Annotated in this window: 20 protein-coding genes and 2 pseudogenes; 14 read left to right on the top strand and 8 right to left on the bottom strand. The window is 40.2% G+C overall.

Translation table 11 applies throughout. The features are described 5' to 3' along the window. Positions 1 to 216 precede the first annotated feature (216 nt). Positions 217 to 600, top strand: a complete 384-nt coding sequence (locus RMZ42_RS20990; RefSeq protein ID WP_322673218.1) for a hypothetical protein — start codon at positions 217 to 219, stop codon at positions 598 to 600. Positions 601 to 608: 8 nt separating this feature from the next. Then, positions 609 to 944, top strand: coding sequence for a hypothetical protein (locus tag RMZ42_RS20985; protein ID WP_322673217.1), 336 nt, complete (start codon positions 609 to 611; stop codon positions 942 to 944). 157 nt (positions 945 to 1101) lie between these two features. Here RMZ42_RS20985 and RMZ42_RS20980 read toward each other — a convergent pair whose 3' ends face one another. Continuing rightward, the gene (locus RMZ42_RS20980; protein ID WP_322673216.1) at positions 1102 to 2025 is read right to left on the bottom strand and encodes a nucleoside hydrolase; all 924 of its coding nucleotides are present in this window, start codon (positions 2023 to 2025) and stop codon (positions 1102 to 1104) included. Between the two features lie 15 nt (positions 2026 to 2040). On the opposite strand from RMZ42_RS20980, the gene RMZ42_RS20975 reads away from it, so the two are divergent. The 5 genes from RMZ42_RS20975 (at position 2041) to RMZ42_RS20955 (ending at position 7011) form a co-directional block, all read left to right on the top strand. Next, positions 2041 to 2472, top strand: coding sequence for a nucleoside deaminase (locus tag RMZ42_RS20975; RefSeq protein WP_322673215.1), 432 nt, complete (start codon positions 2041 to 2043; stop codon positions 2470 to 2472). 430 nt (positions 2473 to 2902) lie between these two features. Then, positions 2903 to 4579, top strand: coding sequence for an alpha-amylase family glycosyl hydrolase (locus tag RMZ42_RS20970; RefSeq protein WP_322673214.1), 1677 nt, complete (start codon positions 2903 to 2905; stop codon positions 4577 to 4579). Between the two features lie 252 nt (positions 4580 to 4831). Beyond that, positions 4832 to 5326, top strand: a complete 495-nt coding sequence (locus tag RMZ42_RS20965) for a DUF1772 domain-containing protein (protein ID WP_322673213.1) — start codon at positions 4832 to 4834, stop codon at positions 5324 to 5326. 47 nt (positions 5327 to 5373) lie between these two features. Further along, entirely contained in the window at positions 5374 to 5997 is a 624-nt protein-coding gene (locus RMZ42_RS20960; protein WP_322673212.1) for a class I SAM-dependent methyltransferase, read from the top strand. Between the two features lie 120 nt (positions 5998 to 6117). Next, positions 6118 to 7011, top strand: a complete 894-nt coding sequence (locus RMZ42_RS20955) for a lysophospholipid acyltransferase family protein (protein WP_322673211.1) — start codon at positions 6118 to 6120, stop codon at positions 7009 to 7011. 295 nt (positions 7012 to 7306) lie between these two features. Here RMZ42_RS20955 and RMZ42_RS20950 read toward each other — a convergent pair whose 3' ends face one another. Continuing rightward, positions 7307 to 8272, bottom strand: coding sequence for an SGNH/GDSL hydrolase family protein (locus RMZ42_RS20950; RefSeq protein WP_322673210.1), 966 nt, complete (start codon positions 8270 to 8272; stop codon positions 7307 to 7309). 305 nt (positions 8273 to 8577) lie between these two features. Here RMZ42_RS20950 and RMZ42_RS20945 point away from each other — a divergent pair, with 305 nt between their 5' ends. The 3 genes from RMZ42_RS20945 (at position 8578) to RMZ42_RS20935 (ending at position 12346) form a co-directional block, all read left to right on the top strand. Further along, positions 8578 to 8718: a hypothetical protein gene (locus RMZ42_RS20945; protein WP_190240958.1), complete on the top strand. Its 141-nt coding sequence runs from the start codon at positions 8578 to 8580 to the stop codon at positions 8716 to 8718. 389 nt (positions 8719 to 9107) lie between these two features. Then, positions 9108 to 12002 (top strand): glycerol-3-phosphate acyltransferase, encoded by a 2895-nt coding sequence (locus RMZ42_RS20940; RefSeq protein WP_322673209.1) that lies wholly within the window; start codon positions 9108 to 9110, stop codon positions 12000 to 12002. Beyond that, positions 11999 to 12346, top strand: a complete 348-nt coding sequence (locus tag RMZ42_RS20935; RefSeq protein ID WP_322673208.1) for a cupin domain-containing protein — start codon at positions 11999 to 12001, stop codon at positions 12344 to 12346. Before RMZ42_RS20940 ends, RMZ42_RS20935 begins: the two co-directional genes overlap by 4 nt. Before the next feature lie 190 nt (positions 12347 to 12536). Here the strand turns inward: RMZ42_RS20935 and RMZ42_RS20930 are convergent, their stop codons facing one another. Continuing rightward, positions 12537 to 12893, bottom strand: coding sequence for a hypothetical protein (locus RMZ42_RS20930; RefSeq protein WP_322673207.1), 357 nt, complete (start codon positions 12891 to 12893; stop codon positions 12537 to 12539). Positions 12894 to 13773: 880 nt separating this feature from the next. On the opposite strand from RMZ42_RS20930, the pseudogene RMZ42_RS34775 reads away from it, so the two are divergent. Next, positions 13774 to 13945, top strand: a pseudogene (locus RMZ42_RS34775) (efflux RND transporter permease subunit); the annotation flags it as partial. A 78-nt stretch (positions 13946 to 14023) separates the two neighbouring features. On the opposite strand, the gene RMZ42_RS20925 reads toward RMZ42_RS34775, so the two are convergent. From RMZ42_RS20925 to RMZ42_RS20910, 4 genes and pseudogenes are all read right to left on the bottom strand, one after another. Next, entirely contained in the window at positions 14024 to 14455 is a 432-nt protein-coding gene (locus tag RMZ42_RS20925; RefSeq protein ID WP_322673206.1) for a GFA family protein, read from the bottom strand. 249 nt (positions 14456 to 14704) lie between these two features. Beyond that, on the bottom strand, positions 14705 to 15073 hold the full coding sequence (locus RMZ42_RS20920; RefSeq protein ID WP_322673205.1) for a hypothetical protein: 369 nt from the start codon (positions 15071 to 15073) through the stop codon (positions 14705 to 14707). 414 nt (positions 15074 to 15487) lie between these two features. Continuing rightward, complete coding sequence (locus tag RMZ42_RS20915; protein WP_322673230.1) at positions 15488 to 15823, bottom strand: AMP-binding enzyme; 336 nt, start codon at positions 15821 to 15823, stop codon at positions 15488 to 15490. A gap of 114 nt (positions 15824 to 15937) precedes the next feature. Beyond that, positions 15938 to 17098: pseudogene (locus RMZ42_RS20910) on the bottom strand (AMP-binding protein); the annotation flags it as partial. Between the two features lie 367 nt (positions 17099 to 17465). On the opposite strand from RMZ42_RS20910, the gene RMZ42_RS20905 reads away from it, so the two are divergent. The 3 genes from RMZ42_RS20905 to RMZ42_RS20895 all read left to right on the top strand — a co-directional run bounded on the left by RMZ42_RS20905 (position 17466) and on the right by RMZ42_RS20895 (position 19859). Next, positions 17466 to 18449: a helix-turn-helix domain-containing protein gene (locus RMZ42_RS20905; RefSeq protein ID WP_322673204.1), complete on the top strand. Its 984-nt coding sequence runs from the start codon at positions 17466 to 17468 to the stop codon at positions 18447 to 18449. Between the two features lie 420 nt (positions 18450 to 18869). Continuing rightward, positions 18870 to 19349: a hypothetical protein gene (locus RMZ42_RS20900; protein ID WP_322673203.1), complete on the top strand. Its 480-nt coding sequence runs from the start codon at positions 18870 to 18872 to the stop codon at positions 19347 to 19349. A 129-nt stretch (positions 19350 to 19478) separates the two neighbouring features. Next, positions 19479 to 19859, top strand: coding sequence for a DUF423 domain-containing protein (locus tag RMZ42_RS20895; protein ID WP_322673202.1), 381 nt, complete (start codon positions 19479 to 19481; stop codon positions 19857 to 19859). Positions 19860 to 20099: 240 nt separating this feature from the next. On the opposite strand, the gene RMZ42_RS20890 is transcribed toward RMZ42_RS20895, so the two are convergent. Continuing rightward, complete coding sequence (locus RMZ42_RS20890; protein ID WP_322673201.1) at positions 20100 to 20861, bottom strand: DNA polymerase beta superfamily protein; 762 nt, start codon at positions 20859 to 20861, stop codon at positions 20100 to 20102. Positions 20862 to 21180: the final 319 nt, after the last annotated feature.

The following is a 21180-nucleotide window of genomic DNA, read 5'->3' as shown; positions in this document are numbered from 1 at the left end:
CATTATACCTCTTTTCTGTTGAAACAAATACTTGATACGAATTGCATTGTGAAACTTTTACAGCAACTTTTTGTGGACGCTAGAGTATAGAATAATATTAATAAAGTTTCCATATAATGTCCTTGTAAGAATAATGTACAGAATTTTTCTGTATATAACTGTTACTATGCTAAAGATAGAGGGCAAGTAGCTAAATTCAAATTGGTGGTTTGTAACGTGGATGTTCTAATTGAGTCAACAAGAAGCTTTGAAAAGGATCTTGGCAAGCTGAGTGAAGAGGGAAAAGCCGCAACGATTAAAAAAATTAATGATTGTGCTAATCTCTTCCCAACTAAAAATGCTGACGTTTATCGTAAGTTGCGTCGTCTTCCTCTACCGTCAGATATTAATGGCTATGAATCTTCACTCTACACACTAAGGGTTTCGCAGAAACTAAGGGTGATTTTGACAGTTGACGAAGATCCAATTTTTGGGCAAGTTATTTTTACTCTTTTTCGAGTGGTCAAACACGATGATCTTGATAAGGCATATAAAAGTGTGGCAGAGTCTTTGTATCAAGAATTACTCCACCACAATCAAGAAACTGCCCGGATTTCGTAAGTTGGTTTATGGCACAAACCCTTACTCTGTGTGATGAATACGGCATTATTTATCAAGCTATGAAGATTTTGCCAGATGACGAGCTAAAGATTGCTTTTCTTGAAGCTTTGGCAGAACTTGAAGATAATGAGTGTCACAGAACAAGAAAATTTCCAAAAACGAGGCTGCACAAAGTAAAAGGTGTGAAGCAGGCAGTTTATCGTGCTGATATCGATAAAGTCTCAGGTTGGCGTATCCATGTTCAATATATTAATGGGCAAATTCATCTCAAGGATATTATTGAGGGGCAAAGACACGATGATGTAATTGAGGTGATTAAATCTAAAAAGGCACGCTATGATTAATTTTCAGTCTGAAATAGTGTCTTACTCAAAAAAAATATTTGCACCGAAATGCTCCAATATGGTCGGTTGAGTTGCAGAATTTGTCTGCAACTGGTGAGCTTTGTCGTTAGTTTTCGGTAGCAAGTTTGAGTATGCACGTCAGCTAATTTTTAGTTTTCTACCTTGCCCATTGCTGCAAGATGTAAGCATAAAAAGCCTCTTTATCTACCTTATCCATTGCATAAATTTTCCGACCACCAGGAACTACTTTAGTACGCCCTTGACTAAGACCAGTGGTGATAATTTCTGTTTCCCATTCGCGCAATTGATAAAATTCTGGATGTCCTAGATAAGCTGTTGCTAAGACATCCCAAAAATAATAATCTTGAGGAATAACCAGTGCATAACATTGTCCGGCTAAATCAGAGATGGGATAGTGGCGTTGTCGTGCCATTTTATATACTAACTCCGATGTAACTGGGACATTGTTAGTCAAATCTAAAGGACACATAATAATTTCAATTTGGGTTTGCCATACCCGTGCTGCTGAAACTGCATCCCAATAAACATTCCATTCGGCGGAACCATCTTGTCCTGCTTCCAGACTTTTTTCCACATTACCGCCAACATTCAACGCACCCCCCATCCACACAATCTTTTGAATCTTGGCTTCAATATCTGGTGCTTTGTCTAAAGCCACTGCTACCGTCGTCAAAGGGCCAGTTACCATCAACGTTACGGGACTTGAGGCGTCGCGTAGCACCTGTATCATAAAATCTTGACCTGTTTCGGCAACTAATGGCGTAGTGATGGTTTCGCTTTGATTGAGAATGGGGAGATGGTCAACGATAAACGAATCACGGCGATAGAGAGTAGGAAATGGATTGATCCCGCGCACAGTGCTTTCTGCCACCGGGATATGAGAAAATCCCATCAAATCTATAATTTTACGTGTGGCGCTAACAGCCGGTTGAACGTAGCAATCTGCTGGAGTGACAACAACACCAAGGAGTTCAATATGCTCCATCGTCAACAGCAGCATAGTTGCCAGATAATCATCTACACCGCCATCGTGATCCATTAATACAAGTTGTTTTGTCATAAAAGGAGAATTAATATGGATGAGTTTATGGAAGCTGCAATTCAAGAAGCAAAACAAGGTAGACAAGAAGGTGGAATTCCTATTGGTTCGGTTCTTGTCAAGGATGGCAAAATTCTCGGCAGAGGACACAATAAACGCGTGCAAGACGCCGATCCCGTTACCCACGCCGAAATCGATTGTCTCCGCAATGCTGGAAGAGTTGGCAGTTATAGAGGTACTACACTCTATTCAACTTTAATGCCGTGTTACCTCTGCGCTGGGGCAGTGGTACAATTTGGCATTAAAAAAGTCATCGCTGGAGAATCTAGAACTTTTCCTGGTGCTAAAGAATTTATGGGATCTCACGGTGTGGACGTTATCGATCTTAATCTTGACGAATGCGAACAAATGATGAGTGAGTTTATTGAAACTAACCCCGAACTTTGGAATGAAGATATTGGTAAATAGTCATTTGTCATTTGTCATTTGTCATTTGTCATTTGTCATTAATTATCTATCCTCCTCTGCTTCCTACTACCCACTATCCATTTTTTAAGGATAGATATTTAAAAATCAGCCAGTAGCAAGAGTAATGTGATGCCAGAAAATAATCACTGCGTTTACTGTCTTGAAATAGAAATTTAATTCCAGAAGGTATGGAATCAAATTTGAGAACGAAACCCCAGATACAATTGAGCAAAACTATCATATCATGTCCGCATAAGTAGTTATGATTTAGATAGCTATTGCACCTCTAAAATCATAGCGATCGCACTATCTGTCTGAAGTCCTGGAAATTAGGAAAATATTGATAATACTTAAGAAAGAAGCTACTAATTATTTTATATTACACAATAATTTTAGTTACTATAACTAGCTAAAATTTAAAAGTGTGAAAATGGCAAATTTAACTGAATTTTCCTTATTTGCTCCTCGCAACAAAGGAGCAGCTTTAATTGGGTCTTTTTCAGATTGGAAAGAAATTCCCATGTCAAAAGGTGAAGATGGTTATTTTCGCACGAAAATAAAATTAGAAAACGGTGTTTATCAATATAAATTTCGCATTCAAACCAAAAGCCCAAATTTTGCAGTTGATGAATGGATAGATATCATCGATCCTAAAGCGACAGATGTTGATGAAACAGAAAAATACGGCATAGTACGCATTCAAGATGGACAACACATTGTTGATAATTACCTTTGGCAAAACAATGAAATGCCGTTGCCTGATAACCGAGAATTAGTCATATATGAAATACACGTTGCCGATTTTACTGGTGATGAAGTTGATTCTAACGAGCGAGGCAAATATTTAGGGATAATTGCTAAGTTAGATTATCTTTGCGAATTGGGAATTAATGCAATTGAATTAATGCCAGTTAATGAGTACCCTGGTGATTATAACTGGGGCTATAAAGTTCGCCACTTCTTTGCTACAGAATCTAGTTACGGTTCAACAGAAGATTTAAAGCGGTTGATTGACGAGTGTCATGGTAGAGGCATTCGCGTCTTTATGGATGGAATTTATAACCATACAGATGAAGAATGCCCTTTAATACTAATCGATCGAAATTACTGGTATTACGAACACAAACATTATCCTGAAGACGCAGATAATTACTGGGGGCCAGAGTTAAACTATGATAATTACGACAAAAATTTAAATATTAAACCTGCATGGGAATACATCGGCGATGTGGTAAAATTTTGGATTCAGGAGTATCACATTGATGGAATTCGCTTTGATGCAGTGCGGCAATTGGCTAACTTTGAATTTTTCAACTGGCTGACTAAGGAAGCGAAAAATTATGCTGCGCCCAAACAGTTTTACAACATTGCTGAACACATTCCCGATACAAAGACTGTAGTCCAGCCAGATGGCCCATTAGATGCTTGTTGGCATGAGAGTTTTCGCTACTTTCTAGTTCCATATATTTGTGGGAAATCATTTGAATTAGAACAATTCAAGCAGATTTTAGATGCTAAACAGCAGGGTTATGCGATCGCTACCAATGTAATTAATTATTTGGCAACCCACGATCGCGAACGTGTATTACGAGAATTAGGCAATTGTAGCATCTTTGACACACCCGCATTTGAACGAGCTAAGTTAGCTGCTGCTGTGTTAATGACAGCGATGGGTATACCGATGCTGTGGATGGGAGAAGAGTTTGGCGAATATCAGCAAAAAAGCGAAGATGTGACTAAGCCGCGCAAGGTTAATTGGTCTTTATTGTCAAGCGGCCAGAATCATGATTTATTTGAGTATTATCAAAAGTTGATTGCTCTACGCCAGCAAAATCCAGCTTTGCAAAGTGACAATATTAAGTTTTTCTACGAAAATGCAGCTGAGAAAGTGCTGGCTTACACCCGTTGGGATAAGCAGAATTCTCATGTCGTTGTCGTGGTAAATTTCTCCGACCAAAATCTAAATCAATATAAAATTTCAGACTTTCCAACTGCTGAGTATTGGCGAGATTGGGTTAGCAATCAAGAAGTGAAATCTAAAGAGGATGGTTTAGTTACTGACTTACCAAGCTATACAGCTAAAATATTTGTTTCAAATTCACAGTAATGTAGTCTGTAGGTCGTTAATGTCAAAAGGTTATAAATACATTGTCGCAAGCAGTGCGATCGCTTGTAAAACAAACTGCTTGCGTCGCAACACAGTAATAAGACTAGCGATGGGAGCAACAGCAAATAAAATAATATCGTGTGCGATCGGATCAGCCCAAAACCCAGATTGTAGAGACGCGATTTATCGCGTCTTGAAAGACCAATCATCTACTGTGAACAAGGCGTTGGGCAGTATTAACAGGAGGCTTTAATGGTAATTGTTGACAATTTGCGCTTTCCTTTGACGCTTTTCACAGCACTAGGCTGTGCGCTTGTGGCTGGCGTCTTCTTTGCCTTCTCGACTTTCGTGATGAATGCCCTTGCACGACTCCAGCCAAAGGAGGGCATTATCGCCATGCAATCGATCAATATCACTGCGATCAATCCGTTGTTCATGTTGGCACTCTTTGGAACGGCTATGGCTTGCATCTTTCTAGCGATTTCCTCGGTATTAAAGTGGCATCAACCTGGTGCTGCCTATTTGCTTGTCGGTAGCCTCCTGTATCTGATTGGCACCGTTCTAGTGACGATCGCTTTCAATGTGCCACTCAATGATGCCTTAGCGATCGCCAAACCGGATAGCACTGAAGGCGCGAACCTATGGGCTAAATATCTTACCAATTGGACGTTCTGGAACCACGTTCGGACAATAGCAGCACTTGCGGCAGCAGTTATACTCGGACTGTGCGATCGCACGGTGAAATAGAAACGATCGATATGTATAATACCCTTTGCTGGGTAAAATGAAGCTATATGAGTATTCAAGCAGCATACGATAATTGGTCAGCCACATACGATGCTGACGAAAATCTGACGCGCGATCTCGATCGAATCGTCACCAGAGAAACCTTGATGGGTTTGAGGTGTAAATCAGTCGTAGAAATTGGCTGTGGCACAGGTAAAAATACGCTTTTACTTTCACAAATTGCTCTGAAAGTTTGTGCGATTGATTTTTCAGCACAGATGATCGAAAAGGCAAAAGAGAAAGTGAGGTCTGCGAATGTAGTGTTTATTACCGAAGACATTACTAAGCAATGGACTTGTCATAATGAGTCTGCCGATTTAGTCACTTGTAATCTTGTTCTAGAACACATCGAAGACCTCAGCTTGATATTTTCAGAAGCATCTCGTGTCTTAGTTAAAGGAGGATACTTTTTCATCTGTGAGCTTCATCCATGCAAGCAATATCAAGGAACAAAAGCTAATTTTCAAAGACAGCAAGAGTCCATTGAAATTCTGGCATTTGTGCATCATTTATCAGACTTTTTTAACACAGCGAAAGTTCATGGCTTCCAACTTGAGGACTTCAAAGAGTGGTGGCATGAAAAAGATCAAAATAAACCACCCAGACTTGTATCAATTTTGTTTAGAAAGTAATTTTTTTGACTGGGTTAAAGCCTATATTTAAAGGATAAATACGACTAAAAAAATAATTTCGAAGCCGTAATTCTTGATATTTCTAATGTAGTTTTTTCAATTTAGACTTAACATATTTTTATGGAATTTCCAAAACAGGTAGAGAAAATTTCTGTCAGCGCTGACAATTCTTTAACATCAGAATTCTCAAAAAAGATTCATCAGTCATTAACACAGCGAGATCCTCAGTTTATTGAATTACTGATGCCTGTATGGGAATGGTTTTACCGTTATTACTTTCAAGTAAAAACTGATGGATGGCATCACATCCCAACAACAGGGAAAGTACTACTGGTTGGCTCTCACAATGGGGGCATGGCTTCTCCAGATTTAATCATGATGATGTACGATTGGTTTTCGAGATTTGGAACCGAGCGTTTGGTGTATGGTTTAATGCACCCTTCCGCTTGGAAAGTGAGTCCAGAAATAGCAGGATTAGCCCAGAAATTCGGAGGAATTGTTGCACATCCCAAAATGGCTAGCGCGGCTTTCGATCGGGGTGCTAGCGTTCTGGTATATCCTGGTGGACAATATGATATGTTTCGTCCTCATAGCCAACGCTATAAAATTCATTTTGCCGGTCATCAGGGCTTTGTCAAACTGGCTTTAAAACAAGAAGTTCCGATTGTTCCTGTAATCTCGGTAGGCGCTCATGATAGCTTGATAGTCTTATGTGATTGCTATGATTTCGTCAAACAATTGCATCAGTGGGGATTGCCGTGGTTATATCAAATTGACCCTGGTGTTTTCCCAATTTACTTAGGTTTGCCTTGGGGCTTGTCTATTGGCCCTTTGCCAAATATTCCTTTACCTGTGCAAATTCATACTCGTATCTGTCATCCAATTATTTTTGAAAGATATGGTCAAGATGCAGCTAGAGATCGTAACTATGTGAATGCTTGTTATGAAATAGTTCAAAGTCAAATGCAAGAAGAGTTAAATAATTTGGTTAGAGATACTCAGAAATCTAGCTAATCTCATGTCCGGTTAAAGACTTATCATTAAGAGGTTGTTTGAAAAGTCGTAAAGTATACCAGAGACCACACTTCCATTCCTCTCCCCGAAACTGAGAGAGGCTTTAAAACCCCCATTCCCTTGTAGGAAAGGGGGGCTAGGGGGGTTAGGTTTCAGAGGTCTAGAAGTTACCAAAAATACTTTTCAAACATCCTCTAAGAGGGCAGGGGAGTAGGGGAGCAGAGGAGCAGAGGGGCTTTCTGCATAGATTCGGGAATTAAAACTAATTAGCCGGACTTGATATTAAACACGAATATTAGTGGCGAGGTGACGAATATGCCAGTATTTCCAAAAGCGATCGCTCCATAACTTCACTGACAAATTTATTTCCTTGCAAGTTGAGGTGAATGTGGTCGTGAAACAAACCTTGGGGGTTGGTAGTTGAATTGAAATTCGGTAAAAAGTCTATATAGTTAATTTGCTGTGCTTTGGTAAAATCACTCAAGCGCTGACGTGCTTTAATTTCGTAATCGCGGGGGCCTGGTTCACCAATTTCTCGCAGTAAAGGAGTCATCACCAGCAGAAATTTGCTGTTGGATTGGCGAGTCAAGGCTTGAATTTTAGCGATCGCCTCCAAATTAATCCCCACGCGATCGCCTGATTCTTTTTGCACGGCTTGTAGTTCAGGAATTGGCTTTTGCTTGACGATATAACGCTGCCACACTTCCACTAATGCCAGGGGAGGTTTACGATCGGGATAATTGCGATCGCGTCCTACTGGTAATGAAGTAGGAGGAGTAGCAAACAAATCATCGGTATTAATTAATAACACCACTGCTTGCGCGTTAAAAGTGCCAAACTTCTGCAAATAAGCTAATTCATTTCTTGGCCCCCAAGAATTTGCTGAAGCATTTAATACTTCTACTTCCTGATAATTACTATTAGTAGATGATGCTAGAAAACGCATCATCAAACTAGATATTGTATTAGTCTGATCTGTCCACCAGCCACCATTAGCAATAGAATCACCTAAGAGGAGAATTCGCAGCCCAGAAGGTGCAGGTAGCTTTTTTATCGGACTACCTCGCATAGAATATTCATTAATTTCAATCCGATTCCCAAAACGACGAGTCCGTTGGTTAGGAGCCAACAAATAACCAATTTGCTCATCGCCAATATAAATCAGGGGATTACCAAAACCAAATAGCGATCGCAGTCCAATCTCAATTACCAGAAACAATCCCACAACCACCGCCAAAATTACGCTCAGTGCTATTTTCACCTACTCACACCCTCTTATACTGAGTTGCTTTTCAATGATACTGGGGGATTGGGGATTGGGCATTGGGCGTTAGGAGTTAAGAGTTAAGAGTTAGGAGTTAAGAGTTAGGAGTTAAAGAGTTAGGAGTTAAGAGTTTTATTTATCTCCTTATCTCCCTTGTCTCCCAGTCCCCAGTACCCAGTCCCCAGTCCCCAGTCCCCCCCACTTCTAAATTTTTAAAGTGAATTTAACATCATCTGCAAAGAGAGGGACTACAATCAAGACGGACAAATATTTTATGCTCCAACAACAGAGGATTAGAAGCTGTGTCCGACTTAAATCGCGGAATTATGAAATTTAAGGGTGCAGATTCCCCAAAAGTAGTCACTATCTCTACCGTGTTGCTTCTGGGATCGATCGCTGCTCTCGTAATCTGGGCGCTGCAAGCTGCCTATGCGCTAAACTAAAACCATTAGTAGTCTAGAAGGACACTTGTCTTAAACGGTTTCCGTCTTAGCCAAGTGTCCATTTAGCAACTAGTAATTAAAAAAGAATCCAGAATCCAGAATCCAGAATCCAGAATGCTTTTCCTTGGGGAATTCAAACTACTAGCTGATTGTAGACTTATAAATCTATAATTTGGATTGTTTTTAAACCCCGTGTTCATCCTCTAGCCATCATTCTGAACGCCAGTTGCTCCACTTCGGGAAACCCCAAGACCGCACTGGCTCCTCCTGACTCCTGACTCCTGAATTCTCTTTGATAAAAGCCCCTTTTATAACCATCAAAAATTTCAGCAAAACTTTAGATTTGAGGTTTTAGATGGAAAATTTAAATCTAAAATCCAAATTCCAGAATGTTTGAACCTTGGGGTGTTTTCGCTATTTTAATTATCTGCCCCCTTTTGGGCGGATTACCCCTGATTGCATGGATAACTTACGCCCTGACGCGGAAGCAGTTATCACAAGTTGGTACAGGAAACATTAGTGTATCAGCTGCCTTTTATCATGGGGGTAAAATTGTCGGAATTCTGGCAGTCTTGTCAGAAGCTTTGAAAGGAGTTGCGGCAGTCTTACTCACCCGCATTTTCTTCCCAGATGGATCGTCTTGGGAATTGCTTGCCCTAATCGCTCTGGTAATCGGTAGATACTGGATAGGCAGAGGAGCAGGTACGACAAATGTTGTCTGGGGATTTGTCGTACACGATCCACTGGTAGCGATATTTGTATCTTTCTTTGCAGGTATTGCTTTTACAATTCTGCAATCAAGAAAGTTAGTCAAATTTGGGGTTTTGCTACTTTTTCCTTTGTTTGTGGCACTTCTGCACTTTAGCGATATTCCCAGAATACTTGCTGCTGTGGCCTTAGCTGGTTTAATGGGCTGGATTTACACCAAAATTGCTGATGATATGAAACTGCCAGCCCAAGAGGCACAAACTGAATCTCTTGCGATGTTGGAGTTTTTACGCGGCGAACGCACAATGGTTTCTCTAGATGAAGAGTTGAATGCTGCCATAGTCGGAGAAAAGGCGGCAACATTATCTCAAATTAAGCGCTGGGGCTATCCAGTGCCGAAGGGATGGGTACTAGTACCTATCGACAATCCAGAAGGGTTAACAGAATTTCTCCAACCATCAGAATTATCTCCCTTGGTGGTGCGTTCCTCCGCTATTGGAGAAGACTCAGAACACGCTTCTGCTGCTGGACAGTATGAAACAGTTGTAAATGTTACTAGCCAAGAGGCATTACAAGAAGCGATCGCCCAAGTTCAAGCTTCCTACAATCATCCATCTGCTGTCCAATATCGGCGCGATCGCGGTTTAAATGATACAGCAATGGCTGTGTTGATTCAACAACAAGTCCAGAGTGTATATTCTGGTGTTGCTTTCAGTCGCGATCCCATTACCCAGCAAGGCGATGCGATCATCATTGAAGCCCTTCCAGGCAGCGCAACGCAAGTTGTTTCAGGAAAAATCACACCAGAACAATATCGCGCTTTTGTCGTTGAAACAGAAAATTCTTACTCTGTACAATTAGAGGGTCAAGGACGAGTCCCACAATCATTAATTAAGCAAGTTGCTTACCTTACTTACCGACTCGAAAAACGTTATCATGGCACTCCTCAAGATATCGAGTGGAGTTATGACGGACAAACGCTTTGGGTGTTGCAATCTCGACCGATCACCACTCTGTTGCCCATTTGGACACGCAAAATCGCTGCTGAAGTGATTCCTGGAGTAATTCACCCCTTAACATGGTCAATTAATCGTCCTTTAACTTGTGGAGTTTGGGGAGAATTTTTTACTTTAGTTTTAGGCGATCGCGCTTTGGGGTTAGATTTCACCAAAACAGCAACTCTGCACTATTCAAGAGCTTACTTTAATGCGTCCCTCTTAGGAGACATTTTTCTTCGTATGGGACTGCCGCCGGAAAGTCTGGAATTTTTAACCAGAGGAGCTAAATTAAGTAAACCCTCTTTGCAGTCAACTTGGGAAAATTTGCCAGGACTAGGAAAGTTGCTGAAGCGGGAATTAAATTTAGAAAAGGACTTCAAGGAAGATTATCACAAACGGTTCATTCCTGGGTTGTCGCAGTTGGCGCAGTCAGATATAGATAGCTTGGAACCACCCGCGTTGTTGGCAAGAGTTGATTTTATTCTGGAGTTGCTGCGTCATGGAACGTATTACAGCATTTTAGCTCCCTTGAGTGCTGCCCTAAGACAGGCGATTTTTCGGGTAAAAGATGGGCAAATCGATCATAGCGTCACCCCAGAGGTAGCAGCATTGCGATCGCTCAGTGCGATCGCTACAGATGCCAAGCAGGTATTGGTTGAGTTTGAGCCACAGCAAGTATTTGAGCAATTAAAGCAAACCCCCGAAGGAGAGAAAATCCTCCAAGCATTTAACGAATTGCTTCAAGATTACGGCTACTTAAGCGAAGTAGGAACCGATATCTCCGTTCCCACTTGGCGGGAAAATCCCCAGATGATTCAGCAAATGTTTGTGCAGTTAATGCAGGGGAACGAACCACAATCAGGTGCTAAAGACGCGATTAATAGTATCTTTGCAAGTAAGCGCAAACGCTCTTTTGTGCAACGGCGTGTGGATATAAAAGGACGAGTTACCGAAGTTTATTCCCGACTTTTGGCTGAATTGCGTTGGAGTTTTGTGGCTTTAGAGAAAATTTGGTTAGAGTCTGGTTTACTTAGGCAAACAGGCGATATCTTTTTTCTCAACTTTGATGAAGTGCGGCGTCTAATTGTGGATGAAGATTCTAGCTTAATAGAGCAGTTAGATAAGTTAGTAGAATTTAGGCGATCGCAATTCCTGCAAGATAGCGAGATTATTCAAATACCTCTTTTAGTCTACGGCAATACACCTCCTCACCCGTTAGCTCCCTCTGAACTTTACTCTGACCAAATTTTACAAGGTATTGGAGCCAGTCATGGGCAAGCCGAAGGTAGGGTGAAAGTGTTGCGAAATTTACAAGACATTCCAAACATTGACCGAGATACGATTCTGGTAGTACCTTACACAGATTCCGGCTGGGCACCATTGTTATTAAAGGCTGGAGGATTAATTGCCGAAGCTGGAGGAAGACTTTCTCACGGTGCGATCGTTGCTCGTGAGTATGGAATTCCCGCCGTGATGGATGTTCGCGGTGCTACATGGCTTTTGCAAGATGGTCAACGAGTCAGGATTGATGGGTCTAGGGGTATTGTGGAATTATCTAATGATTTAAGACCCGAATGATTACCACTTCCCTGAAAGATTTGCCTGAAGAGTCGGTTTCTCACAATGCCGAAATCAAGAAAAAGGTGATGTTACGCTTCGGCGATTTACCTCACCTAACTAACTTTTCTCAAGCACGTTTTGCTCCTGGACAAACCGCACCAGCACACGCGCATCAAGATATGTGCGAGGTATTCTTTGTAGAAGCTGGTTTGGGAGTAATTCACATTGATGGTACAGAATACCCCTTGCTTCCGGGAAACTGCGTAGCCATCGAACCGGGAGAAGTACACGAAGTTGTCAATAGTGGCTCAACCGAACTTGTTTTGACATACTTTGGTTTGCGAGTCGAAAAATCGAGCTAATCATTCAGTTAGGATCGTTAACTAGCAATTGAGGTTAATTTGATTTTGAATAAAACACGCAGGGGGACATAACAATGTTATGTCCTTAGAAAAGTTTGCGGATGTTGCTTATAAATCAATACATTTCAGATCAAATCAAAACCCTGATGTAGAGACGCGATAAATCGCGTCTTCAAAAATCAATGATTTATTAATATACCAAGGGTGTCGCGTTGCGCATCTGACGCAAAGAATTTATACAAGCAGGACAATCACAACCAAATAAGTCGATTGCCACATTGCTTTCTTCATCATTGAACTCCAGCATGGGAGCATCTTCTTGAGAAAACTCTATTTCACGCTGATAGTTAGGAATTTGAGCCAATACAGAAGCCCTGGCACATACTAAACCCACTTTATGTTTATTGCGTATACAAGATAGACGATCTGTGCTTTTGACTCCTGGTTCTGGCTCCATAGCTTGTGCGTGATTTAGCATTACTCCCATAGAGAGAAGAGAGCTAATCAGCACTGGAGAAGAAAGCAAACTCAGTATGAATTTGTTCATTGGTTTTCTTGAAAAACAATCTCGATTGCTCAGATTATCCGATTAAATCTTACAGTGCAAGTAAATGTGTATCAGGAATAGCCCAAAATCCAGATGTAGAGATGCAATTTGTCGCGTCTTTGCAATCTAAAATTTTCATCAAAAAACCTTAACCGAACCGTATTGTCATATAATGCAAGTCTGTTTCTGATAATGTCAAAGCAGAAGTTGCTACAGACTGCGCAAAACACCGAAACGCGAAGGCAGAAGCTCTTACAGGCTGCGCGAAACACCGAAACGCGAAGGCAGAAGCTCTTACAGACTGCGCAAAACACCGAAACGCGAAGGCAGAAGCTCTTACAGGCTGCGCGAAACACCGAAACGCGAAGGCAGAAGCTCTTACAGGGAAGACGGAAGTTGCTACAGGCTGCACGAAACACCGAAACGTGAAGGCAAAACAGAGAAGTTTATTAGTATTTTGTACTCCAATTGACCTGATGTCTGCGTCAAAGTGACTTGACAGCAGTTTTCATGTACATGTATTTGAACCACACCTGTCGTAGGGGCGCAAGGCCTTGCGCCTCTAGCGCGTGGTCTATTTACCTGAAAATAGCCGTAATTGATGAGTTATATTATGTCCGCCTAATTAGTTATAATTCCCACATCTGTGCAAAAACCAGGAAACCCTCTTTCCCCCTGACCCCTGCTCCCCTGCCGTCTTAATGATAAGTCTTTAACCGGACACGATATTAGTATTGGCGCGCTCGGCGTTTCACCACTTAATAAATTAATAGAGTGGCTGTTAACAAAAAATAGGTGAACTTTGAACAAGCTAGAGTATGAGATTAGTCGCAAATACGACATTACTTAGTGTAAGGCGAAATGATCTAAGCGACTGAACGATGAATCGCTCTACAATGCGATACGCGATCGCCTCCGTGCCATCATTATCATTATGTCAGCAGGTACAAGCGTTCTAGGCATGGTTCCCTTGGCAATCTTTCTAGGACAGGGATCTCAACTGTATCAAGGTCTAGGAATATGCCTTAACCGGAGGTTTAGCATTTTCTACAAGTTAAGGCATTTACCAAGGCTTTCCTGACAATAATTGCTCAGACAATCACAGATATGCTAAAAAGTAACTCCAATCTTTACTGCTGTGATTGCGGTGCAAACTGTGCAAATACCTCCGCCCCTGTTAGGTTCTTGGTTTCATTGGCAAAACAGTAATATTTGGGCTTTTCATCTATGAATATCTGACGCTCGAAAACAAGACCTTCACAGCTATCGAATAGTCCAACGGGTATGAAATGCTGGTTATTTTGTTTGAATTTGTAAAATAGATGGCTACCACACTTCTTACAGAATGCACGCTCTGCCCATTCTGAAGATTGATAAACTTCGATATATTGTTCACCAGAGAAGCTAACCTCATTTTCACAGTCAACTACTAACAAAGGTCCTCCACCCCAGTTGCGACACATACTACAATGACATGCTTCTACCCGATCGCTCATACGGGTTGTAGAAACGTTTACTACTCCGCACAAGCAGCTACCTTTTGCAATGCTCACATTAGACATATTGTTTCTCTGCTCCCAAAAATGCGCTCTATTTTTACATTCTTTTTTGTTTTATGCTGGAAGTATCTGCACTATTGAGTTTAGAGGCTGATACAACTAATCTAGTCGCTTCTTGACGCTGATTTAAATCAACATTGATGTTACATCTCCAATTTCAAAATATGGAGTTTTGCATCGATCGCGTAGAGTTTAACTCGATGGATGGGCTGAGGTACGAAGCCCATCCTACCGTGGTTGAGTGCAAACGTCTTATTTCAGTTTGCAGCTTGCGGTAAGTTCTAGATTGTAGAAAGTCCCTGGTTTGGGATTAATTGAACGCAACTGCTGGACAAAAGCATTAAATGTTGTATTGCTGATCCCGAAGCCAGCTTCAGCACAAGCAGATAAACCTCCTTCGATGGGAATAGATCCAGTTCTGGGACTATATACAATGAATTTATCGACGGTACTAGTGCCGACAGCAGACCCGATAACCTGGCGAACTGTTCGCAAAGCAGCATTATCTAAGGAACCACCAATACTGCCAATACTGATATTAACGGCACGACTTTCAGCCACTGCCGGCGCACTAATCGACAATATTGCCCCCACAATCATCAAACAGCTGAACTTCTTCATTTTCCTCTCCTCCAAAAAATTGAAAAACTAATAATTAGGTTTCGACATGGATGAAGTACATCAGAGACTTTACCATGTAAGGTTTTCAGACACTAGAGTGTGTGTAAACTACAAAATCTATGATTCTGAACTTTTGAGAATTACTTCAGCATTAGGTCTTTCCTTTTCTGAAAAATATTAATTTCTTAAAAATTCTTTATAAAATCGCCTTTGCAGGCCCTAGCTGTCTAATTGGTGTTGGTTACAGGGAAGCTGAAAAAACATCTAGCAACAGCTATCCCAGTATGAGACTGACTCAATCTCAATGTAGAACAGACCAGCGCTGTGGAGTCCTTGCCTGATTCGCAACTTCAGCCGCTTATATCCTTCAATAACAATATCAGGTAAACTTGGCAGTGAATTTAGATATCGCAACTAACTGCCATAAATCCTCTTTTCATAACCTATCCATTCTTTTTCTCGTAAAAGATACTTTTGAATTTTACCAGTACTAGTTTTTGGCAGAGTCGTAAATTCAATTGTCGTAGGGCATTTAAAAGCAGCAATTTGATCGCGGCAGAATTGGATTAAATTTTGTTCTGTAACTTGCGCGTTTTCTTTGAGGGTAACAAAAGCTTTTGGCACTTCACCCCGCTTGGCATGAGGTACAGCAATAACTGCACATTCTAACACGGCTTCATGGCGGTAAAGACATTGTTCAACTTCAATACTAGAGACATTTTCTCCATTTGTAATGATGATATCTTTCATGCGATCGCGCACTTCAATATAACCGTCAGGGTGCATTACTGCTAAATCACCGCTATGAAACCATCCTCCTCTAAATACCCTTTCAGTTGCTTCTGGGTCATTATAATAGCCTGTCATCACCATATTTCCCCGCATTACCACTTCCCCCATTGTTTCACCGTCCGCCGGGACATCATTCATATTTCGATCTATAACTCGCAAACCATCTGCACCGATATAAGGTACGCCTTGACGTGCCATAAGTTTTGCTTGTTTTTCAATATTTAAATTATTCCAATCTGATTGATATTCACAAACACTATATGGGCCATAAACTTCTGTTAAACCATAAACGTGAATAATTTTTGCGCCAATTTTAGTAAGTTTTTCAATTAATATTGGTGATGGTGGTGCGCCTGCTATAGTGATAGTTAGAGGTTTTGCTAATAATTGCGGACAGTCTGGATGATTGAGGAGAGAAATTAAAATTACAGGTGCAGCATTTAAATGAGTTACCCCTTCTTGTTGAATTAACTTCCAGATATTACCAGGGTTAAACTTACGCAAACAAATATGAGTACCACCGATAGCAGTTACCGCCCAAGTAAAACACCAACCATTGCAGTGAAATATCGGCAGAGTCCATAAATAAACTGAGTTAGGTGTTAGTGTTGTTTCAATTATTTATCCTAAAGAGTTAATATATGCACCGCGATGAGAATACATTACACCTTTGGGTTTACCAGAGGTTCCACTAGTGTAATTAATAGAAATCGTATCCATTTCATCTGTAATTACCCAAGGCAAAGGAGTTGGATTACCAGTTTGGAGAAATGCTTCATAATCCTCTCCATTTATCGGTTCAAATCCTTGATTATCGCTGATATTGATTATATACTTAACAGTTTTGAGACTATTTTGAATAGGTCGAATTATATTTGTTAATTCTGTATCAATAAAAAGAAATTTAGCAACGCAATCATTTAAGATATAAGCAACTTCCTGAGAAGCCAAACGAGTATTAATAGATACGAGAATCCCACCTATTAAAGGCACAGCAAAATGGGCTTCTAGCATGGGTGGAGTATTGAAACAAAAAAAAGCGACGCGATCGCCTTTTTCAAGTCCAGCATGATGCAGTGCTGAGGCTAGACAATTGATCCGCTCTGCAAATTCTCTGTAAGTGAAGCGTTTTTGATTATATATAATAGAAACTTTATGACTATAGACTTTAGCATTACGTTGAATAAAAGTTAGAGGTGTGAGAAAGCTGCGGTCAACTGCTTCAGGGTTCATGGCTAATGCTAACAGTAATTATTTACTGCATGAGCATACCATACGGTCATAAAACACTACATGATTTTTACAGTACTTAGCTACCGCGATCGCATTCAATAAGACTAGACTCAGGGGCAGGCTCAGTCTACCTTGAGATTTCGGTTACTTGCAAATGGTAGGCACTCAAGGTTTTTTCTCACAGAGATGCCAGTATCATTTTTACGATGGTGACTGCATTTATTATGGCTTTGTTCCAGTGTTGACGATCGATTGAAAAATTTAAATTATACAATTAATATCCGGAAAACCAAGGTGAAGTTAGGAAACAATAGTGAAGATATGATTGTAAATTTCTTTGATTGAGTTAATATAAAAGGTTTTCACAATGGTTACTACTTCTGTACACTATTTGCAAATTCTGGGCAATCCAAATATTGAAATTTCTCAAGATGAGTTGCGATCGCTTTTAGGAGAAATAGAAGTACAACTGCATCGTAGCCGAGTTTATCGACGTGCTTTAGCGATTGTGCAGAAGTTAATAGGTGAAGAAACAGATCAAGCTCAAGATTTATTAAAAGCCGTAGGTAGAGAAGCGATTGGTTTAGCATTTCGACAATTTGCCCAACAAGAGCAAAAAGTTGAAACAGCTACAGATACGAAGCAAGCTACAGAAACAGTCAATTCTTCATCAGAGATACAGCAAGAGTATTGTACTCAACAAGAACAATCCTCTAAAAATGCAGCAGAAAATTCGCTGTGGAAAAAACCACTGCAATTTCTGAATCATCAGAGAATTTCTCAAGCAGAACTTGCCTTGCAAGCAGACCAACAACGTATGGTGTGCCTACGTCAAATCGGGCAACAACTCCAGAAAAACCGTCAGTCCAAAGGGCTTTCTTTAGACCACATCCAGCTTTCCACTCATATCCGAACCGAGCTGATAGAGGCATTAGAAAACGGCAACTCGAAAGAATTGCCAGATGACATTTTTGTACGTGGATTTATCCGACGTTATGGAGATGCTTTAGGACTTAATGGTGTTGCTTTAGCTGCTTCTTTGCCAGTACAAGCAGCTATACCAGTAACTCAGCCTCTTTCGTACCAATCTAAAAAAGGAATGGGATTAGAAATTCGTCCGACGCATTTATATGTAGGTTATACAGCTCTTCTTGCTGGTGCAATGGGAGGATTAGCTTTGATGTCCCAGCAACAAGCAAATACCAATATATCAACTGAGCAAGATAACTCTTCTTCGGTTTTACAATCGTTAAAACAACAATCCCCTACTGTTAAACCGGGGATTAAATCCATTAATAATACTGGTGTGGCTGTCGGATCTGATATTTCCCCACCAGAAGGATCGTATTAACGAACTGCACCACAATCCAATTACATCTTAATATTGACCTCAGTTCGGGAAAAGTCAGTTTAATGTAGAGTTTCAGCTTATCCCGAACTCAGCTTTTATTAAATCTTACGCCGTCCTCGCCACTCCATTCCGATCATGAGTGGTGAGCATAGTCTGCGTAGGCAAAAAATATTGTGTAAAAGCTAAAAAACTGTAATTGGGAGTTAATTGATTTGACTTTTCACAGTATCTGAAAAACCTCACTTCTATTTATCTCTCCTTTTAGGAGAGAGATTTTGAATTTTCCCCTTTACTGACGCGGTAAGGGGATTTTTGGTAGACTTTTCCACATAACGTGAAAAGTCAGGTTAATTGAGATATTGGAACCTTTATGAAAGTCAGGTTAAAATCGCAAGCAAAGTGTAAATCTGAAGTGAAACTATGAAAACTGCTGAAAAATTAGCTGCCGGTTGGCTACTGACACTCGGATTCATGTTTGTAACTCTATCAGCAACAGCGGCACTAGAAAAATTCGCTACACCTAAAGCCATCTCAATACCGGCGGGTGAGTATGAGTTTAACGCACCGAATGCTACTTATGAAGATAATAATGCTGCTGTTGGTGGTCTAATTTTTGGTGTCCCTACCCTAACACTGGGCACGTGGTTAGCATTGGGATTGTACCGTCAAAGTCGGCAGGAGAAAAAGGCAATTAATCAACAAGTTAGCGATCGCCTGCAATCGATTTTTTATGAGATGCTACAAGAAAATCACGGGCGCGTAACTGTTTTAGGCTTTGCCATCCAGTCACAATTACCCGCAGCCCACGCCAGACAATATTTAGATGAAAAAGCTAAAGAATTCAATGCAAATTTTAAGGTGAACGAAGAAGGGGCTGTATCATATCATTTTGATGTCTAATTGTCATTAGTCATTTGTCCTTTGTCCTTCGTCCTTTGTCATTTGTTATTTGTTATTCACTAATGACCAATTACTAATGACTAATGACCAATGACCAATGACTACTTTACAAACTTACGGCTAGGTCTCATGACGCAGATTTTTTTGAGCGTAGCTGCCATTTTAGGCGGTTTGTCGGTTGCTGCTGGTGCTTTTGCTTCCCATGCCCTGCGGGAAAAGATTAGTGAGCGATCGCTAGAAATTTTTGAAACTGGCGCTCGTTACCAAATGTATCATGCTCTGGCACTTTTTCTAGTAGCAATACTAATTAGTCGTACCGAGTCGCCTCAACCCACACTCGTAGCCAGTGGATGGCTATTTATTATTGGCATTGCTATTTTCTCAGGTAGCTTGTACGCCCTTAGCTTAACCGGTATTAAATCCTTGGGAGCGATCGCACCACTAGGCGGCACAGCCTTTCTTGCAGGTTGGGGTGCTTTAGCTTTTGCTGCTTGGAATTTGAAGTGGTAAAAAAGTTAGAAGTTAGGAGTTTTTAACTCTTAACTTCATTTTTTAGAGGATCATTTATCTTGTCTTTACAGCATATTTTCAACAAAAATGTTTTCCAAAAAATAATATTAGTCAATTCATCAATCATAATTTTAACAACGTGCATATAAATAAATTAATACCGTTATCTATAAATCACGCCGAATTTTCAATTTCTAAATTTATCTTGTTTAAAAAGGCTAGTAATGAGGAGTTAAAAGCTTATAAGTTATAGCTCTTTGTTCTCAGGCGTATTAACAAATTATCCAAATCTGCATTAGCTGAAGGTGCTTCTGGTAATGAGCTAGATTGATATGCATCTTGTAACTTATTATGCAGACGTTCATATTCTCTTTGATAAAAAGCTACATTAATACCTGACCAAATAGATTTTTCTGTATCTGTTAATTTTTGGGAGATCAAATCAGAAATATAGGGTAAATTAAAAACCTCATTTAGCTTAACTAAATTAGACTCAACTACTCCTGTTTGCATTAGATAGATACCAGTTAATAGAACTCGGTAAACATAAAGTAATGGTTTAATTCGATGTGTATGTTCTTTCTCAAAAAGTTTCCATTGTGTTGCGGCAAAACCAAAATAATGGTAGCTATGATGACGGGTAATATAATTTTTAGCAATGATTTTCAATTCCTCATGTTCAGGTGAGGTTATTAATATTAAAGGAGAATACAATTGTTCTAATACATAACCATTCTTTTTAAGTAGCATCAAAAAGAATTTTTTGACATCATGAGTTACTAGATCAATTTCTAAAGATTCGCGAACTTCTGAAATTTCAATAGTTTCATTTCTAGTCTGTAATCCCACTACTTCTTGAACTGGTAAAATATGCACACCACGCAAGTCATAATCAGAATCGGGTGAGGGAAAGCCATATAAGTGAGAACCGCTGATGATGGCGAATAAAAAGGGGTAAGGCTGTTGCCTAATAATTGTGTTAAGAGAAGTTGGAATATTCATATATTTCTAGGTAATTGGATTGCTTGCCCAGAAAATAGCATCATTAGTGTGGGAGCAGACTATGAGATTCAAATTGAGTGAATTTAGTGTGAAAAAGGCTATTGCTCCAGTCTACGATGAATATCGCTCGAAAACTTTTGCGCTATTTTAGGATATTAGGAGTTACGCACTGTACAAATGAATCATCTTGTGTATTAACGTAAATAGGTTGTTTCAGGCTTTTACAAAGCATCCTTTGTTAATTGCGATCGCAAAAAGATAATTGAAAAATCTAGCTAAAAGCCTTGAAAGGCATATCTATCATTTAGGATTTTCTGTC

Source organism: Nostoc sp. DedQUE05 (assembly GCF_034530955.1).
Lineage (GTDB): Bacteria > Cyanobacteriota > Cyanobacteriia > Cyanobacteriales > Nostocaceae > Nostoc.
This window is presented reverse-complemented; position numbering and strand designations above follow the sequence as displayed.

What these genes read in the sequence shown, in the direction of transcription:
- RMZ42_RS20925 (WP_322673206.1), bottom strand. Translation starts at nt 14,455, where the DNA reads ATGTCTAATGTGAGCATTGCAAAAGGTAGCTGCTTGTGCGGAGTAGTA.
- RMZ42_RS20930 (WP_322673207.1), bottom strand. Translation starts at nt 12,893, where the DNA reads ATGAACAAATTCATACTGAGTTTGCTTTCTTCTCCAGTGCTGATTAGC.
- RMZ42_RS20955 (WP_322673211.1), top strand. Translation starts at nt 6,118, where the DNA reads ATGGAATTTCCAAAACAGGTAGAGAAAATTTCTGTCAGCGCTGACAAT.
- RMZ42_RS20920 (WP_322673205.1), bottom strand. Translation starts at nt 15,073, where the DNA reads ATGAAGAAGTTCAGCTGTTTGATGATTGTGGGGGCAATATTGTCGATT.
- RMZ42_RS20915 (WP_322673230.1), bottom strand. Translation starts at nt 15,823, where the DNA reads ATGAAAGATATCATCATTACAAATGGAGAAAATGTCTCTAGTATTGAA.
- RMZ42_RS20985 (WP_322673217.1), top strand. Translation starts at nt 609, where the DNA reads ATGGCACAAACCCTTACTCTGTGTGATGAATACGGCATTATTTATCAA.
- RMZ42_RS20980 (WP_322673216.1), bottom strand. Translation starts at nt 2,025, where the DNA reads ATGACAAAACAACTTGTATTAATGGATCACGATGGCGGTGTAGATGAT.
- RMZ42_RS20940 (WP_322673209.1), top strand. Translation starts at nt 9,108, where the DNA reads ATGTTTGAACCTTGGGGTGTTTTCGCTATTTTAATTATCTGCCCCCTT.
- RMZ42_RS20970 (WP_322673214.1), top strand. Translation starts at nt 2,903, where the DNA reads ATGGCAAATTTAACTGAATTTTCCTTATTTGCTCCTCGCAACAAAGGA.
- RMZ42_RS20935 (WP_322673208.1), top strand. Translation starts at nt 11,999, where the DNA reads ATGATTACCACTTCCCTGAAAGATTTGCCTGAAGAGTCGGTTTCTCAC.
- RMZ42_RS20895 (WP_322673202.1), top strand. Translation starts at nt 19,479, where the DNA reads ATGACGCAGATTTTTTTGAGCGTAGCTGCCATTTTAGGCGGTTTGTCG.
- RMZ42_RS20965 (WP_322673213.1), top strand. Translation starts at nt 4,832, where the DNA reads ATGGTAATTGTTGACAATTTGCGCTTTCCTTTGACGCTTTTCACAGCA.
- RMZ42_RS20960 (WP_322673212.1), top strand. Translation starts at nt 5,374, where the DNA reads ATGAGTATTCAAGCAGCATACGATAATTGGTCAGCCACATACGATGCT.
- RMZ42_RS20900 (WP_322673203.1), top strand. Translation starts at nt 18,870, where the DNA reads ATGAAAACTGCTGAAAAATTAGCTGCCGGTTGGCTACTGACACTCGGA.
- RMZ42_RS20890 (WP_322673201.1), bottom strand. Translation starts at nt 20,861, where the DNA reads ATGAATATTCCAACTTCTCTTAACACAATTATTAGGCAACAGCCTTAC.
- RMZ42_RS20975 (WP_322673215.1), top strand. Translation starts at nt 2,041, where the DNA reads ATGGATGAGTTTATGGAAGCTGCAATTCAAGAAGCAAAACAAGGTAGA.
- RMZ42_RS20905 (WP_322673204.1), top strand. Translation starts at nt 17,466, where the DNA reads ATGGTTACTACTTCTGTACACTATTTGCAAATTCTGGGCAATCCAAAT.